This window comes from Natronomonas sp. (assembly GCF_036625485.1).
Taxonomy (GTDB): Archaea; Halobacteriota; Halobacteria; order Halobacteriales; family Haloarculaceae; genus Natronomonas.
Map to the genome: position 1 here is coordinate 1 of NZ_JAZKTR010000055.1, position 14,595 is coordinate 14,595.

The 14,595-nt window shown below is 65.8% G+C and carries 16 protein-coding genes; 10 read left to right on the forward strand and 6 right to left on the reverse strand.

Annotation, left to right across the window (positions count from 1 at the left end; all coding sequences use genetic code 11):
- Window positions 1–1,182: ABC transporter substrate-binding protein (locus V5A53_RS07330; RefSeq protein WP_332312935.1), on the reverse strand; the 1,182-nt coding region annotated here is incomplete at its 3' end.
- A 162-nt stretch (window positions 1,183–1,344) separates the two neighbouring features.
- On the opposite strand from V5A53_RS07330, the gene V5A53_RS07335 reads away from it, so the two are divergent.
- From V5A53_RS07335 to V5A53_RS07350, 4 genes are read left to right on the forward strand one after another with little or no spacing between them, the layout of a single operon-like run.
- Window positions 1,345–2,226 (forward strand): branched-chain amino acid ABC transporter permease, encoded by an 882-nt coding sequence (locus V5A53_RS07335; protein WP_332312936.1) that lies wholly within the window; start codon window positions 1,345–1,347, stop codon window positions 2,224–2,226.
- Window positions 2,223–3,044 carry an ABC transporter ATP-binding protein gene (locus V5A53_RS07340; RefSeq protein WP_332312937.1) on the forward strand — a complete coding sequence of 274 codons (822 nt, stop codon included), beginning with the start codon at window positions 2,223–2,225 and terminating at the stop codon, window positions 3,042–3,044. The genes V5A53_RS07335 and V5A53_RS07340 overlap by 4 nt, the downstream gene beginning before the upstream one ends.
- Window positions 3,041–3,757 (forward strand): ABC transporter ATP-binding protein, encoded by a 717-nt coding sequence (locus V5A53_RS07345; protein WP_332312938.1) that lies wholly within the window; start codon window positions 3,041–3,043, stop codon window positions 3,755–3,757. Before V5A53_RS07340 ends, V5A53_RS07345 begins: the two co-directional genes overlap by 4 nt.
- 35 nt (window positions 3,758–3,792) lie before the next feature.
- Window positions 3,793–5,439 carry an AMP-binding protein gene (locus V5A53_RS07350; protein ID WP_332312939.1) on the forward strand — a complete coding sequence of 549 codons (1,647 nt, stop codon included), beginning with the start codon at window positions 3,793–3,795 and terminating at the stop codon, window positions 5,437–5,439.
- Window positions 5,440–5,479: 40 nt separating this feature from the next.
- Here the strand turns inward: V5A53_RS07350 and V5A53_RS07355 are convergent, their stop codons facing one another.
- Window positions 5,480–6,292 (reverse strand): hypothetical protein, encoded by an 813-nt coding sequence (locus tag V5A53_RS07355; protein WP_332312940.1) that lies wholly within the window; start codon window positions 6,290–6,292, stop codon window positions 5,480–5,482.
- A 181-nt stretch (window positions 6,293–6,473) separates the two neighbouring features.
- On the opposite strand from V5A53_RS07355, the gene V5A53_RS07360 reads away from it, so the two are divergent.
- The gene (locus tag V5A53_RS07360) at window positions 6,474–7,148 is read left to right on the forward strand and encodes an HAD family hydrolase (protein ID WP_332312941.1); all 675 of its coding nucleotides are present in this window, start codon (window positions 6,474–6,476) and stop codon (window positions 7,146–7,148) included.
- Here the strand turns inward: V5A53_RS07360 and V5A53_RS07365 are convergent, their stop codons facing one another.
- The 4 genes from V5A53_RS07365 to trpC are packed head-to-tail and all read right to left on the reverse strand — an operon-like array spanning window position 7,149 to window position 10,822.
- Window positions 7,149–7,943 (reverse strand): 2-amino-3,7-dideoxy-D-threo-hept-6-ulosonate synthase, encoded by a 795-nt coding sequence (locus V5A53_RS07365; protein ID WP_332312942.1) that lies wholly within the window; start codon window positions 7,941–7,943, stop codon window positions 7,149–7,151.
- A gap of 23 nt (window positions 7,944–7,966) precedes the next feature.
- The gene (gene trpA, locus V5A53_RS07370) at window positions 7,967–8,815 is read right to left on the reverse strand and encodes a tryptophan synthase subunit alpha (protein WP_332312943.1); all 849 of its coding nucleotides are present in this window, start codon (window positions 8,813–8,815) and stop codon (window positions 7,967–7,969) included.
- Entirely contained in the window at window positions 8,812–10,065 is a 1,254-nt protein-coding gene (trpB, locus tag V5A53_RS07375; RefSeq protein WP_332312944.1) for a tryptophan synthase subunit beta, read from the reverse strand. Before trpB ends, trpA begins: the two co-directional genes overlap by 4 nt.
- Window positions 10,058–10,822: an indole-3-glycerol phosphate synthase gene (gene trpC / locus V5A53_RS07380; protein WP_332312945.1), complete on the reverse strand. Its 765-nt coding sequence runs from the start codon at window positions 10,820–10,822 to the stop codon at window positions 10,058–10,060. The genes trpB and trpC overlap by 8 nt, the downstream gene beginning before the upstream one ends.
- A gap of 178 nt (window positions 10,823–11,000) precedes the next feature.
- Between trpC and V5A53_RS07385 the strand changes: the two genes are divergently transcribed.
- Genes V5A53_RS07385 through V5A53_RS07405 form a run of 5 tightly spaced genes read left to right on the forward strand, consistent with a single transcriptional unit; the run spans window position 11,001 to window position 14,519 of the window.
- The gene (locus tag V5A53_RS07385; protein WP_332312946.1) at window positions 11,001–11,468 is read left to right on the forward strand and encodes an MGMT family protein; all 468 of its coding nucleotides are present in this window, start codon (window positions 11,001–11,003) and stop codon (window positions 11,466–11,468) included.
- 59 nt (window positions 11,469–11,527) lie between these two features.
- Entirely contained in the window at window positions 11,528–12,178 is a 651-nt protein-coding gene (locus tag V5A53_RS07390) for an HVO_0476 family zinc finger protein (RefSeq protein ID WP_332312947.1), read from the forward strand.
- Window positions 12,179–12,182: 4 nt separating this feature from the next.
- A complete protein-coding gene (locus V5A53_RS07395) occupies window positions 12,183–12,833 on the forward strand; it encodes a protein-L-isoaspartate(D-aspartate) O-methyltransferase (RefSeq protein WP_332312948.1) in 651 nt (216 codons plus the stop codon).
- Between the two features lie 3 nt (window positions 12,834–12,836).
- Window positions 12,837–13,751, forward strand: coding sequence for a hypothetical protein (locus V5A53_RS07400; RefSeq protein ID WP_332312949.1), 915 nt, complete (start codon window positions 12,837–12,839; stop codon window positions 13,749–13,751).
- A gap of 21 nt (window positions 13,752–13,772) precedes the next feature.
- Window positions 13,773–14,519: a protein-L-isoaspartate O-methyltransferase family protein gene (locus tag V5A53_RS07405; RefSeq protein WP_332312950.1), complete on the forward strand. Its 747-nt coding sequence runs from the start codon at window positions 13,773–13,775 to the stop codon at window positions 14,517–14,519.
- Window positions 14,520–14,595 lie beyond the last annotated feature (76 nt).

Genomic DNA, 14,595 nt, shown 5'->3' on the forward strand with positions numbered 1-14,595 from the left:
GTCGATGGTCCACGTCCCGCGCGGGCCCGTGAACTCCATGCCCTCCATCTCGGAGATGATGTCGTCGGGGTTCGTGCTGCCGGCGGCCTCGATGGCCTCCTTGTAGACGTAGACCGCCGCATAGGAACTGCCGCCCGTAAAGGACGGGTACGGGTTGACATCGGTCCCCTCGTACTCGTTGAGATAGGCTTCGAGGAACGCCTCGTTTTCGGAGTTGTCGAAGGCCGACCCCCAGTACCACCCGGAGTAGTGGAGTCCCTCCGGCATCGTATCGCCGAGGGCTTCGAACCCGTTGGGGTCGGCGCCGATGGTGTCGAAGACGTCGTCGACCTGGTCGAACAGGCCCTGTTCGGCGGCCTGCTGGACGAAGGTGACAACGTCGCCGGCCCAGAAACTCGTGAACACGAGGTCGGGGTCGGCGTCGAGGACCTGATTGATCTGCGGCGTCATGTCGCTGGCGCCGAGCGAGGGGAACGCCGAGGCGACGTACTCGTGGCCGGCGCCCAGTCCGTCGGAGTAGGCCTTGAAGTAGTCCCAACACTGCTGGCCGTAGGCGTAGTCCGGCCCGAGGTTCGCGATGCGGGCCGAGCCGTAGTTGTCGTTGATCCACTTGGCGATAGCGTAGGTGTTGATGGACGTGTTCGCGTTCGTCCGGAAGAGGTTCGGGACGGCCGCGGCCGTACCCTCGTCCTCGTAGTAGTTGCCGTAGGTGTCGACATCGGGTTCGGTCGCGAACGGCGTCCCGATGTCGGTCAGCGTGAACGGTACGCCCAACTGCTCGATGGTCGGCCCGGAGTTCAGCGTCACTCCCGAGGAGGTCAACCCGAGCATGACGTCCGCGTTTTGCTCCTGAACGAGGCTTCGCATCTGTCCCTGCGGGTCATCGCCGTGGTCCCGGAAGAAGCTCTCGACTTCGCTGTCGAGGATACCCCCTTCCTCGTTGATCTCCTTGATAGCCACCTCCGCGGCCGCACGTGAGGACGCCCCCAGCTGTTCGGCCACGCCCGAAAGCAGGTAGACAGCACCGAGCGTGATCGTGTCGTCGCCGCCACCGCCACCGATGCAACCGGCGAACGTCGCGGCCGCGCCCGTCCCGGCGGCGGCCAAGAAGTCCCGGCGACGAACGCCCGCGCGTCGTCCGTTCGCTTCCGATCCCGAGCCATCCGTGTTTCTATCTAACATGGACTCCCGAAACCTTCGGAGATAACCCATATAATTGTACGGGTTGATATTCAAACTTACCACGAAAGTGATACATAGGGGCAACGATATAAACCAGGGGAAGAAGGGCAAACAAGGATTTTCGGCGAAAGATTTAATCTATATCTGACAATGTTCCATGTTATGTCGTTCCACTCTCTGGTCTTCGACCAGATCATCACGGGTGTCAGTATCGGGAGCCGGCTCTTTTTGGTCGCGGTCGGCCTCAGCCTGATCTTCGGTGTTCTGGACGTCCTCAACTTCAGCCACGGCGTCCTCTATATGGTCGGCGCCTACATGGCCATCGTCGTCATGCAAAGTGCGTTCGGTAATTTCGCGCTGGGCGTCGTCGCCGCCATCGCCGTCGTCGCCATCGTCGGTGGGATTCTGGAGGCAGGCTTCATACGACGGCTGTACGGCCGCGAGGAGGAGGAACTCGACCAGTTGCTGTTGACCTTCGCGTTCGTGTTGATAATCACCGACGGGGTCCGGGCCATCTTCGGCTCACAATCCCGGTTGGTCAGCGCTCCGGAGGCACTGAGCGGCTCGATCCAGTTCACTTCGAGCCTCGCCATCCCGGTCTATCGGGCGTTCGTCATCGTGATGGCGGTACTCGTGTTGGCGGCCATCCTCGCGGCGCTCCGGTATACGAACATCGGCCGCATCGTGCGAGCAACGTCGAGCGACCGAGAGATGGCGCGACTGCTCGGCATCAACGTACCCAAGCTCTACACCGGCGTGTTCATCATCGGCGCGGCGCTAGCCGGTCTCGGCGGCGCTCTCGCGGCACCGATGCAATCTATTTCGCCCGGACTCGGCAATCAGGTCATCGTCGACGCGTTCGTCGTCGTCGTCATCGGCGGCCTCGGCTCCTTCGCCGGGGCGTTCGTCGGCGCGATGATCATCGGCCTGCTCATCGCCCTCGGCAGCGGCGTCGCGGGCGCCGGCGTGCTCTTTCCCTTCCTCGCGATGATCGTCGTGTTGGTATGGCGGCCGACCGGTCTCTTCGGAGGTGCTGAAGCATGACCAAGGTACTCGAAACCCGTGGGCTCACCAAGGAGTTCGGACGCCTCGTCGCCGTCGACGACGTCAACGTCGAGATCGACTCCGACGAGATCACGAGCATCATCGGGCCGAACGGCGCCGGCAAGACGACGTTCTACAACCTGCTGGCCGGCCAGTACGAACCGACCGAAGGGTCCGTCCACATCCGACCGCGGGACGGCGACGAACTCGTAGAGACGACCGGGAAACCCCCCTACGAGATCAACCGCCTCGGCCTCTCGCGGGCGTTCCAGATCAACAACGTCTTCGAGGGCCTGTCGGTCATCGACAACGTCCGCATCGCCCGCATCAGCCGGGACGAGCGGACCCTCGACGTTCGCTCGCTCGCCCGGGATGACGAGGAATTGACCGAACGCGCCCACGAGATACTCGAACTGACGAACCTGCAGGACGTCGCCGACGAGGAATGTGCCAACCTCTCGCACGGTGACGTCCGGAAGGTCGAGATCGCGGTCGCGCTCGGGACCGATCCGTCGGTCGTCCTGCTGGACGAACCGACCGCGGGGATGAACCCCTCCGAGACCGACCGGATGGTGGAACTCGTCCGAGAACTCGACGAGACGACCGATACCACGTTCGTGTTGACCGAACACGACATGGACGTCGTCCTCGGCATCTCCGACCGTATCCTCGTGCTCGACAACGGCGAACTCATCGCCCGCGGAACGCCGGACGAGGTGATGGCCGACGAGCGCGTCCGTAAGGCCTACCTCGGTATCGACGAGGACGCCGAAGGGCCGACTGGCCCCACCGAGGTCGACGGAGGTGAGGAGGCATGAGCATCCTGGAACTCTCGGGTGTAAACGCCTACTACGGCAACAGTCACGTCCTGTTCGACCTGGAGATGGCGATCGAGGAAAACGACGTCGTGACGTTGCTGGGGCGGAACGGTGCCGGCAAGACGACGACGCTTCGTGCGATCACGGGAACGGTTCCACGCCGGGAAGGCCACATCGAATACCGCGGCGAGGACATCAGCGACCTGTCCGTCGAGGGGATCAGCCAGCGAGGTATCAAACTCGTCCCCGAGGGTCGGCGAATCTTCCCGACCCTGACCGTCACGGAGAACATCCAACTGGCCCACGAACTCGCGGCCGAGCCACGGGAGATCGAGGAGATGTTCGACATCTTCCCTGTGCTCGACGAGTTGCGGAAGAACCGAGGACAGAACCTCTCTGGCGGCGAACAGCAGATGCTCTCGGTGGCGCGGGCGCTGGTCCAGAACCCCGATCTCCTGTTGCTCGACGAGCCGACCGAGGGACTCGCGCCGGTCATCGTCGAGGACCTCCGGGAGGTCCTCGGCGACGTCGTCGAGCGGGACGTGACCGTGCTGATGACCGAACAGAACGTCGATTTCGCCCTCGACCTCGGCGAGCAGGCCTACATCATCGACAAGGGGTCGAACGTCTGGGAGGGATCGGTCGACGACCTCCAGGACCGCGAGGACCTGCTCGACGAGTACCTCTCGGTCGGGGGCGCAGAGGCCGAGTGAGCACCCGATAGAGACCCCCACCCACAGACACGACCATGACATGGAACGTCACACTTCCGGCAGAGAGTTACGAGACGGCACGCGAGGAGTTCGAATGGGACCTGCCGACCGATTATAACGCCGCCTACGACCTCGTCGGCAAGCACGATGACCCGGAGGCGCGGGTCGCGCTGTTTCAGGCCTACCCCGACGGCCGCCGTGAGACCTACACGTTCGCCGACCTCGACCGGCTTTCGGACCGCCTCGCGAACGCCCTCGCTGATTCGGGGGTCGAACGCGGCGACCGCGTCGGCGTGGTGTTGCCGCAGATTCCGGCCAACCCGATAACGCATCTGGCCTGTTGGAAACTCGGCGCCATCTCGATGCCGCTGTCGGTGCTTTTCGGCCCCGACGCGCTCGAATACCGACTGCAGGACAGCGCTGCGACGGCCGTCGTGGTCGGTTCGGGCCGCTACGAGGCCGTCGCCGAGGCCCGAGGGAACTGCCCGGACCTCGAGACCGTCATCGAGGTCGACTGGCGCCACGAGGGCAGCCACGAGGAACCCGAAGCCTTCGCCGACCTGCTGACTGGCGCGTCCGCGTCGTTCGACCCCGTCGAGACGGGACCGGACACGCCGGCGACCATCATGTACACCAGCGGCTCGACGGGCCCGCCGAAGGGCGCACTCCATACCCACTCCGCGTGGGTCGGCCACTGTCCGGCCTTCCGGATGTACTTCGAACTCGACGTCTCCGAGGCCGTCTGCTGGACGCCGGCCGACTGGGCGTGGATCGGCGCGCTCGGCGATCTGCTCTTTCCCGCATGGCACTACGGCCGGCCCGTCCTCGGCTATCCGATGGGTGAGTTCGACGCCGAGACCGCCTTCGACCTCATGGAGGAGTTCCGCGTCACCTCGGCGTTCCTGCCGCCGACCGCCATCCGCATGATGATGAACGTCGACGCCGACGAGTACGACCTCGCACTGGAGGCGGTCTGTTCCGGCGGCGAGCCGCTGACGCCGGAGATCATGACGTGGGCCGACTCGGAACTGGAAGGCGTCGCGATGAACGAGTTGTACGGCCAGACGGAGGCGAACCTGCTGGTCGCGAACTGCCAGTCGTGGTTCCCCGCGAAACCGGGCAGCATGGGCAAGCCCGTCCCCGGACACGACGTCGCCGTCATCGACTCCGAAACCGGCGAGGAACGTCCAACCGGTGAGGTCGGCGAGATCGCCGTCAAGCGGGCGGGCGATCCGGTCCTCTTCGAGGAGTACTGGAACCAACCGGAGAAAACGGAGGGCGTCCGCGTCGGCGAGTGGCACCTCACGGGCGACCTCGCCGAGCAGGACGCCGAGGGCTACATCTGGTTCAAGTCCCGCGACGACGACCTCATCATCACGAGCGGCTATCGCGTCGGCCCCGGTGAGGTCGAGGAAGCCATCCTCGAACACCCGGACATCGAGCAGGTCGGCGTCATCGGGATTCCGGACGACACCCGCGGCGAGGTCATCAAGGCGTTCTGTCAACCCGTCGACGGCGTCGACGGCGACGACGACCTCCGGGAGGAGGTCCGGACGATGGTCAAGGAGGACCTCGCGAAACACGAGTACCCGCGGGAGATCGAGTTCGTCGACGAACTGCCGACGACGACGACCGGAAAGATCAGGCGTTCGGACCTTCGCGAGCGAGAAAGCGAGGAATAAGCGGAGACGGGAGTCGCCTCCGGCGAGGCCGACCACGAGCCTACTCCTGGGTCGACTCGGTGGCCGCCTCGTACCACGGCGGTCGGTCAACGGTCGTCTCACCGACCCCGGTAAACGTCGCCTCGACGGTCACGGTCCGCCGAGTCTCTTCGCGTTCCACGGCGTAGTTCAGCCGATAGGACTGAATAAGGCCCTGTTCGGTGATTCGCGCGGTGAATCTAACGTCGTACAGCGGCGGGAGGGCTCGGGGACCGCCTTCGATCGTATAAACGGTCGTATCGTTCTGAACGGCTGTTTCGACGACCCGGGTGGGCAATCGATTGAACAGCCGCTGGAGGTCCGACGATGACAGGAGAGTCGGCAGCGGTGGCGCCTCCAGAGCCTGATAGGTCGTCGTCCTGTTGGTCGTTGTCGCCTCGTAGGCTTCCTCGCTGTCGCGCCACAGTTCGGTCCGGCGCGGCTCGTCTCTGGCTTCGAACCGCAGGATGTAGTGGAAACGGTCGGAGGACTCGACACGAACCGAGCGGTTGTAGCGCGTCCCCATCGAGCCGTTCGGGGCCCGACGCGTCGAGATGACTACCGCCGTATAGGAGGTATTCGCGAGCGCGGCAGCATGTGCATGCATGAGCCGATTGGAATCCGTCACCCCCGCATTTTTCGAGAGCCCGGGCGCGAGTTCCTCCACCTCGGTCGGTCCGTTTTCCTCCGGGAGCGGCACGGGGGTTACTGTTCCCGTCTCGCCGTCCAAGCCTTCATCCGTCACCGACCCGCCGGCAAGCGGTCCCCCACAGCCCGCAAGAGCCACGAGTAGCGCCAATAGAAAGATTCCCCGTGCGGCCGCGCTCCAGGCCATGACGGGTGTACGGCCCTGAGCGGGAAAAATCCCCATCGCTTACGGCTCAATCCGTCCTATCGACGCCTTCACCGTGCTCGACGACCGGGAATTCAGACGGACCACACGACGAAACCGTCTCTTGTGGGAGCGTCTCGCGGAGCGCGAAGTTTTACACGGGTTCGTAGATAGATTCATGAAAATGCCGCCCTCCATCACGACGGTCTGTTTCGACCTCGACGACACGCTTCTGGAGTACAATCAGGACGGCGACGCCGTCATCGCCGAGGCCTTCGCCAGGGCGGGCGTCGACGCCTTCTGCGACAGCGAGGAACTCTGGGCCTGCGCCGATGCGGTACCGGACGCCGACAGCGACCACCACTTCCTCACCCAAACGTTCGAAATCGCCGCCGAGCGATACGGCGGCCCGACGACGGACGCCGAATCCCTCGCCAGCGCCTACGAGGCCGCAATCGACCATACCGACGTGTCCTTCCGACCCGGCGCGGAGACGGCCCTCGCACACGCCCGCGACCACGGGCGGGTCGGCCTCGTCACCAACGGCGAGCGGGCGACACAGACGGTGAAGCTCGAGGCGCTGGGCATCCACGACCACTTCGAGACGCACGTCTACGCCGGCGAGATGACGCCACCGAAACCCGCCCGCGAACCGTTCGACCGGGCGGTCACAGCCCTCGGGGCGACGCCGGAGCGGACGCTCTACGTCGGCAACTCCCTGAAACACGACGTCGGTGGCGCGAAGGACGCGGGCCTGCAGGCCGCATGGTTCCCCGAGAGCGGCGGCCGGGGAGAAACCCGAGACCACAGTCCCGACTACACGTTCGACTCGCTCGCAGAACTGAAACGGCTGCTCTAATCAGGCCTCGACAGCGAGACCGGCACGTTCGAGGGCGTCCTCGGCGGACACGTCCTCGTGAACGACCAAGGAAACCGCGCGAGCCATCTTTTCGGGGTCGTCGTGCTGGAAGATGGTCCGGCCCATCGAGACGCCGGCGCCGCCGGCGTCCATCGCGCCGCGGACGTCCTGTAGCGCCGAGAGGTCGCCGTCCGGCGACCCGCCGGCGATGAGGACGGGCAGGGACGTGGATTCACAGACGTGCTCGAAGCTCTCTGCGTCGCCGCTGTAGCCCGTCTTGATGAGATCCGCGCCCAGTTCCTCGCCGAGGCGGACGGCGTGTCCGAGCGCTTCAGGGTCGTCGCCCTCGATGCCGGGCCCACGTGCGTAGGTCATCGCCAACACCGGGATGCCGTAGTCGGCGGCCTCCTCGGTCACTTCGGCGAGTTCGGACATCTGTTCGGGTTCGTAATCGGAGCCGACGTTGAAATGGAAGGAGACGGCGTCGGCGCCGGCACGGATGGCCGATTTCACCGACCCGGTCGTTCGTTTATCGTTGGAATCCGGGCCGATGACCGTCGACCCGTTGAGATGGACGATGTAGCCGGCGTCGTTCTTGTTGCCGTGGACGCGGTCGGCGATCCCCTTCTGAGTCAGTACGGAGTCGGCGCCGCCGCGAGTGACGGCGTCGATGGTCGATTCGATGTCTTTCAGGCCTTTTACCGGGCCGAGTGTGATGCCGTGGTCCATCGGCACGGTGACGTAGCGGCCGTCCGTGCCGATGCGGTCGAGGCGAGCAGCGGTCCCTGTGGTCATGTTTGTGGGTGTGGTAGGTTCGGTCATGTTCCTTCCGGTCGCGGCTTACGTTGCGCGCCCGCGAGGGCGCCCTCCTTCAGTTCGCGAGCGAGCGATTCCAGTTTCGCGGCCGTCTCTTCGGTCGGTTCGCCCTCTTCGTGGCCCTCGGCAACGATATCCACTAGTGCCGAGCCGACGATGACGCCGTCGGCACCGGCGGCGACGACGTCGGCGGCCTGCTCACCACTGGAGATACCGAAGCCGACCGCTTTGGGCACGTCGTACTTTTCGAGGCGCGCGAGGCTCTCCTCGGTCTGGTCGGAGACGTCCGCACGGGCGCCCGTGACGCCGAGGCGGGCCTGCACGTAGACGTAGCCCGAGACCTGTTCCATGATGCGGTCGAGGCGCTCCCCTTTCGTCGTCGGCGCGACGATGAAGACGAGGTCGAGGCCGTGGTCGTCACAGGCCTCACGCAGGAGGTCGGCCTCCTCGGCGGGCAGGTCGGGGACGACGAAGCCCTCGAGGCCGACTTCGGCGGCGCGTTCGACGAACGGGAGGACGGGCTCCGCGTCCTCGGGACCGTACTGGTAGATGAGATTATAATAGGTCATACACACCAGCGGCACGTCCACGTCCAGTTCTTCGACGAACTCGAAGAAACGCTCGGGGGTCATGCCCCCTTTCAGCGACCGGACGACGGCCTGCTGGATGGTCGGCCCCTCGGCGATTGGCTCCGAGAAGGGCAGACCGAGTTCGATGATGTCGGCACCGCCGCGTTCGAGGGCTTCGACGTACTCGATAGAGGACTCGAAATCGGGGTCGCCGGCCGCGAGGTAGGGGATGAAGGCGGGTTCGTCGAAGACGTCTTCGAGTCGCGAGGACTCGCTACTCATTCAAAGACCTCCATCGTCGGCGCGTTCTCCAACTCGCGCTTGTCGGTCTCCTCGATGGCGGCTTCGAGGTCCTTGTCGCCGCGCCCGGAGACGTTGACGACGACAGTATCGGGCAGGTCGACCGACCCATCGCCGTCGGGGCCGGCCACGTCTTCGAGGAACCCGAACGCGTGGGCGGTTTCGAGGGCGGGGATGATGCCTTCGTCCTGCGAGAGGCGGTGGAAGGCTTCGAGTGCCGACTCGTCGCCGACGTTCTTCGGGATGACGCGGCCCTCGTCGACGAGGTAGGCGAGTTCGGGACCGACGCCCGAGTAGTCCAGCCCCGAGGAGACGCTGTGGGATTCCATGATCTGGCCGTGGGTGTCCTGCAGGAGTTTCGTGCGCGCACCGTGGAGGACGCCCTCCTCACCCGTCGACAGGGATGCCGAGTGGGGAGCGACACCTTCCTCTTCATCGACGGTCAGCGAGGATCCCCCTGCTTCGACGGCGTAGAGGTCGACTTCCTCATCATCGACGAACTCGGCAAAGGAGCCCATCGTGTTCGACCCGCCGCCGGCACAGGCGATGACGGCACCCGGCAGGTCGCCGAACTGCTCTATCGACTGCCGACGCATTTCCTCCGATATGACCGACTGGAAGTCCCGGACCATCGCCGGGAAGGGCGCGGGGCCGACGACCGACCCGATGACGTAGTGGGTCGTCTCGACGGTGGTCGCCCAGTCGCGCATCGTCTCCGAGATGGCTTCCTTGAGCGTGCCGCGGCCGATATCGACCGGGTTGACCTCGGCGCCGTTGAGGCGCATCCGGAAGACGTTGGGGCGCTGGCGGTTGATATCTCGTCGGCCCATATAGATCTCGCAGGGCATATCGAGGTGGGCGGCGGCCATCGCGGTCGCGGTGCCGTGCTGGCCGGCGCCGGTCTCGGCGATGATGCGCTCTTTGCCCATGTACTTCGCCAGCAGGACCTGTCCGAGAGCGTTGTTGAGTTTGTGGGCGCCACCGTGCAGCAGGTCCTCGCGCTTGAGGTAGACCTCGGTATCGTAGCGCTCGGAGAGCTGGTCGGCCCGCTGTAGGGGCGTGGGCCGGCCGCCGAAGTCCCGGATGCGCTCGCGGAACTCGTCCATGAACCCGTCCTCGTTGTCCAGCACGTACCGCTCGTAGGCGTCGGTCAGTTCCTCGATGGCCGGCATCAACGCCTCGGGAACGTACTGGCCGCCGTAGTCGCCGAATTTCGTATCCGATTTAGACATTGGTGAGTCCCTGTGTGTTCTCGCGAACGTCTCCGTCCATGATGGCCGACCCGACGAGCAGGCCGTCGGCCCCGGCACGGCGCATTCGCGAGACGTCTTCCGGTGACCCTATGCCACTTTCCGCAATCAGGGTGACGCTCTCGCGGGTTGCTGCCGGAATCGAGTCGGCGACCCGCTCGAACGTCCCCAGATCGACCTCCAGTTCCGCCAGGTCGCGGTTGTTGACGCCGATGATATCCGCGCCCGCATCGAGCGCCGTCTCGACCTCCTCCGGGGTGTGGGTCTCCACGAGGACCCGAAAGCCGCGTTCGCGGGCGGCTTCGAGCAGACTCTCCAGGTCGTCGACGAAGCGGACGATGAGCAAGATGACGTCCGCCTCGACGGTATCGAGTTGCTCCTCGCGGACGATAAAGTCCTTCCGGAGGACCGGCACGTCGACGGCTTCCCGAACCCGACGCAGGGTTTCGGGCGACCCGCCGAAGTGTTCGGGTTCGGTCAGCACCGACAGCGCCGCGGCGCCGCCCTCGACCATCGACTCGGCAAGGGCGACCGGGTCGTCGGTCCGTTCGCCCTCGGTCGTCGGACTGGTCGGTTTCACCTCCGCGATGAGGGGGACGCGGCCGTCGGCCTCCGCCGCGGCGAAGGCCTCGGAAAGCGACCGCGGGTCGACGGTGACTCGCTCGTCACCGCCGGACCGCTCGACGGCCGCCTCCAGAATCGAGCGGACCGCCGGCGCCAACTCGTCAGTTGTGTTCATTACTGTACTCTAACGTACTTATTTGTACATAAGGGTTGCGCCTCGGATGCACCGAGCGACGATTACGTCTCGTCGTCGAGCGAAATCCGTCGAAACGACCGGCTTCCGTGTTCGTTTAAATAATGTCCGTCCGCGAACACCTCAAGTTACAAGCCATCGACACCCGACAGTCGGGAGTATGAGCACCGAGGCGGACGCAGGCATCTACGCGCGGGAGTCGGAGTATCTGGACCGCTACGTACAGGTCGGCTACGCGAGCGGTCGCGTCTTGTCGGTGTCGTTTCCGGAGATACCCGACGAGGGCGCCGAGGAGGGGCTCGAACTCCTCGACCGGATTCAGGCGTATCTGGAGGGTTCCGAGGACGATTTCAACGACATCGAGGTGGCGCTGACGATGGCCACCGACCAGCGCGAGGTGTTAGAGGCCGTCCGGGGCATCCCCCACGGCTCACAGGTCGGCGTCGAGAAACTCGCGCGACTGGCCCCGAATCTCGACCCCGAGGAACCCGCGGACCTACAACTCGTTCGGACCGCCCTGTCCGAGAACCCGGCACCGCTTCTCATCCCAGACCACCGCGTCCGTGACGGTCCCAGCGCCGCGCCGCCGGAGGTCGAACAGCGCCTCCGATCGCTGGAAGGGCTATAATCGTCAGCCCCTCCCGCCGGAGCCACGCCCTTATACGTTCCCGCGAGAATTGTCGTATAATGAGTCAACAACGCGTTGCAGTCCGCTGTCCGTCCTGTTCGCAGGGCGCCGAAACGGCCCACGAGGTACTGAAGCAGGGCGGTCAGGCGACCGTTCGATGCAGCGAGTGCGGCCACGTTCACAAGACGACCATCGAGGAGGAATCGACCATCGACCGCCGGGTCATCGTCTCCCAGGACGGCGAAAGCGAGGAAGGCCGCATTGAACTCGAACCCGAGGAGGAACTCGAGGTCGGCGACGAACTGCTCGTCGAGACCGACGCCGCCCTCTACCGGGCCCGCATCACGTCGATGGAACTGACCACCGACGCCCGGGCCGACGAGGCCGAAGCCAAGGACATCAAGACCGTCTGGACCCGTGCAGTCGGGAACGTGCAGGTCAACCTGACGCTCCACCCGAAGGACGGGGGCCACGACGAGAGCCGAAGTACGAAGATCCAGGTCCCGGGCGACGAGAAGTTCGTCGTCGGCGAGACCACCGAGTACGGTGACGAGGAGTTCACCGTCGAGCGCCTGCTCGTCCGCGAGGACGCGACCAACTACGACCGCGAGGGCTACGACCACGACGGCGACTACGCCTTCGCGAAGGACCTCAAACGGGTCTACGCCCGCAACGAGAACTCCCGCCAGCGGGCATGGTCCGGCTGGTAGGCCCATGTTCCGCGGCACCCCCGACGGCGACGACTTCGACGAACAGCGGGAGAACATGGTCGACGCCCTCGTCGGAACCGGCCGCATCAGCGACGAGTCGGTCATCGAGGCGCTGAAGACGGTCCCCCGCCACGAGTTCGTCCCCGAAGCGCGCCGCGACCGCGCCTACGTCGACCGTCCGCTTCCTATCGGCGCCGACCAGACCGTCTCGGCGCCCCACATCGTCGGCATCATGTCCGAATTGCTGGAGTTGGACGAGGGCGACAAGGTACTCGAAATCGGTACGGGATGCGGCTATCACGCCGCCGTCACCGCCGAGATCGCCGGCGACGAGAACGTCTATAGCGTCGAATACGTCGAGGAACTCGCCGAGGACGCCCGCGAGACCCTCGCCGACCTCGGCTACGATATCGAGATTCGCGTCGGCGACGGCCACGAGGGCTGGCCCGAACACGCCCGCTACGACGCCGCCTATCTCACCTGCGCCGCCGCCGAGATACCCGACGATATCATCGACCAATTGCGTGTGGGGGGCGTCTTCGTCGGACCGATAGGTACCGTCGAACAGCATCTTATCAAGACGACCAAAACCGAGGACGGCCTCGACCGCGAAGACCACGGCGGCGTCCGGTTCGTCCGGATGCAGGGGGACTGAGCCGTGCCCACACAGGACCGCGCGGCCGTCGAATGGCGCCAACTCGCCCTGCTGTGGACCGCCCGCCGCTGTGGCGCCCTGGACGCGCTGGCAACGAGTGCGGGCACCGCCGACGCCGTCGCCGCCGAGACCGATATCGACCCCGAAAGCGCCGAACGCCTCGTCGCTGCACTCGAAGCACGGGGCTTTCTGGCCCACGTCGACGGCGAGTACGAACCGACGAATCGCCTGCTCGGCTTCCTCACGAAGACGGACCTCCGCTCTATCGGCCGCCTCCCCGCCGAACTCGACGCCTTCGACCGCTGGGTCGCCCTCCCCGAAACGATGGCCGGTGCCGACCCACCCGAACCCGCCGACGCGCTTCGTAACGAACTCGGCCGCGAGCGCGCCGCGGGCTCCGCCCGCGTCCGCTCCGAGGTGACGACGGCCGTCCACGCCGCCCCTGACGGTGACCGCGTCCTCGTATTGGGCGACGGGGGCGGCTCCCGGGCCGTCGAGTTCGCCGACCGCGGCTGGTCCGTCACGCTCTACGACACGCCGGAGCGGATCGAGGCCGTCGAACCGCTGCTGGCCCACGAATCGGTTAGCCTGCGAGCAGGCGACCCCACGGACCCCGACCTACCGTCGTGTGACCTCATCGTCGGCATCGGCGTCCTGCAGCGATACGACGCCGAGGACGCCCGAGACATCGTCGCCGCCGCAAGCGACGCCGCCCCGGTGGCCGTCTTCATCGACGCGTTCCGGGGCGTAGCCGACGACGCGGCGCTGGCGGACATCGACCGGCTTGCGGCCGGCCGCGGTGCCGCCCACGACGCGATAGCGGTCCGGTCGTGGCTCGCCGACGGCTACGGCGACGTCCGAATCGAGGCTATCCCGTCGAGTCCCTCCTCGGCGGCCGTCGGGCGCGTAGTTGAATAGGCTCCGGCACCGAGCGTCGATATGGACCCCACCGTGCTCCGGGACGATATGGTCGACAGCCTCGAACACGAGGCCAAGGCCGTCGTGAGCTCCGAGCACGTCAGCGTCGCGATGCGGGAGGTGCCCCGCGAGCCGTTCGTCGACGACGAATCGGCCGCCTACGCCGACCGCTCCTTCGAGCGCTTCGGTACACGCGTCCTCTCGCCGAGCGCGGCCGGCCGCCTGCTGGAGGCGCTGGACGTCCAACCGGACCACGACGTGCTGGTCGTCGGCTCTGGCGTCGGCTACACCGCGGCGGTCATCGCCGAGATCGTCGGCGAGGCCTCCGTTCACGCCATCGACATCACGCGCCGCCTCGTCTACGACGCCCGCTCGAATCTCGCCAGTGCGGGCTATCCCGGCGTCCTCGTGGACTGCCGTGACGGCGCCCGCGGCCTGCCGGATTACGCACCCTACGACCGAATCCTCCTGGAAGCCGCCGCGGCCAACCCGCCGCGGGCGCTGTTGGACCAACTCGCCGACGAAGGCCGACTCGTCATGCCGCTGGGCGTCGGCGCGCAGGAACTCGTCGCCGTCGACGCCGACGGTGGCGAGCCAGTCGCCGAGTTCGGCACCGTCGCCTTCCAGCCCATGCTCGTCGAGGGCGAACAGGCCGACACCATCGAGCGCAACCGGACCCGCCGCGAGGACCGCGAACACGCCCGCCGTGCCGCCGAGCGCCGGAAGGGCTGGGAGCAGACGTGGATCAACTGGGACGACCAGCTGTAGGATTTATTTCTGGTTTTTAAATTGAACGTGGTGACATCCTGACCGCAAACCACCAGAAAGCCCTCGGCGCGTTGCC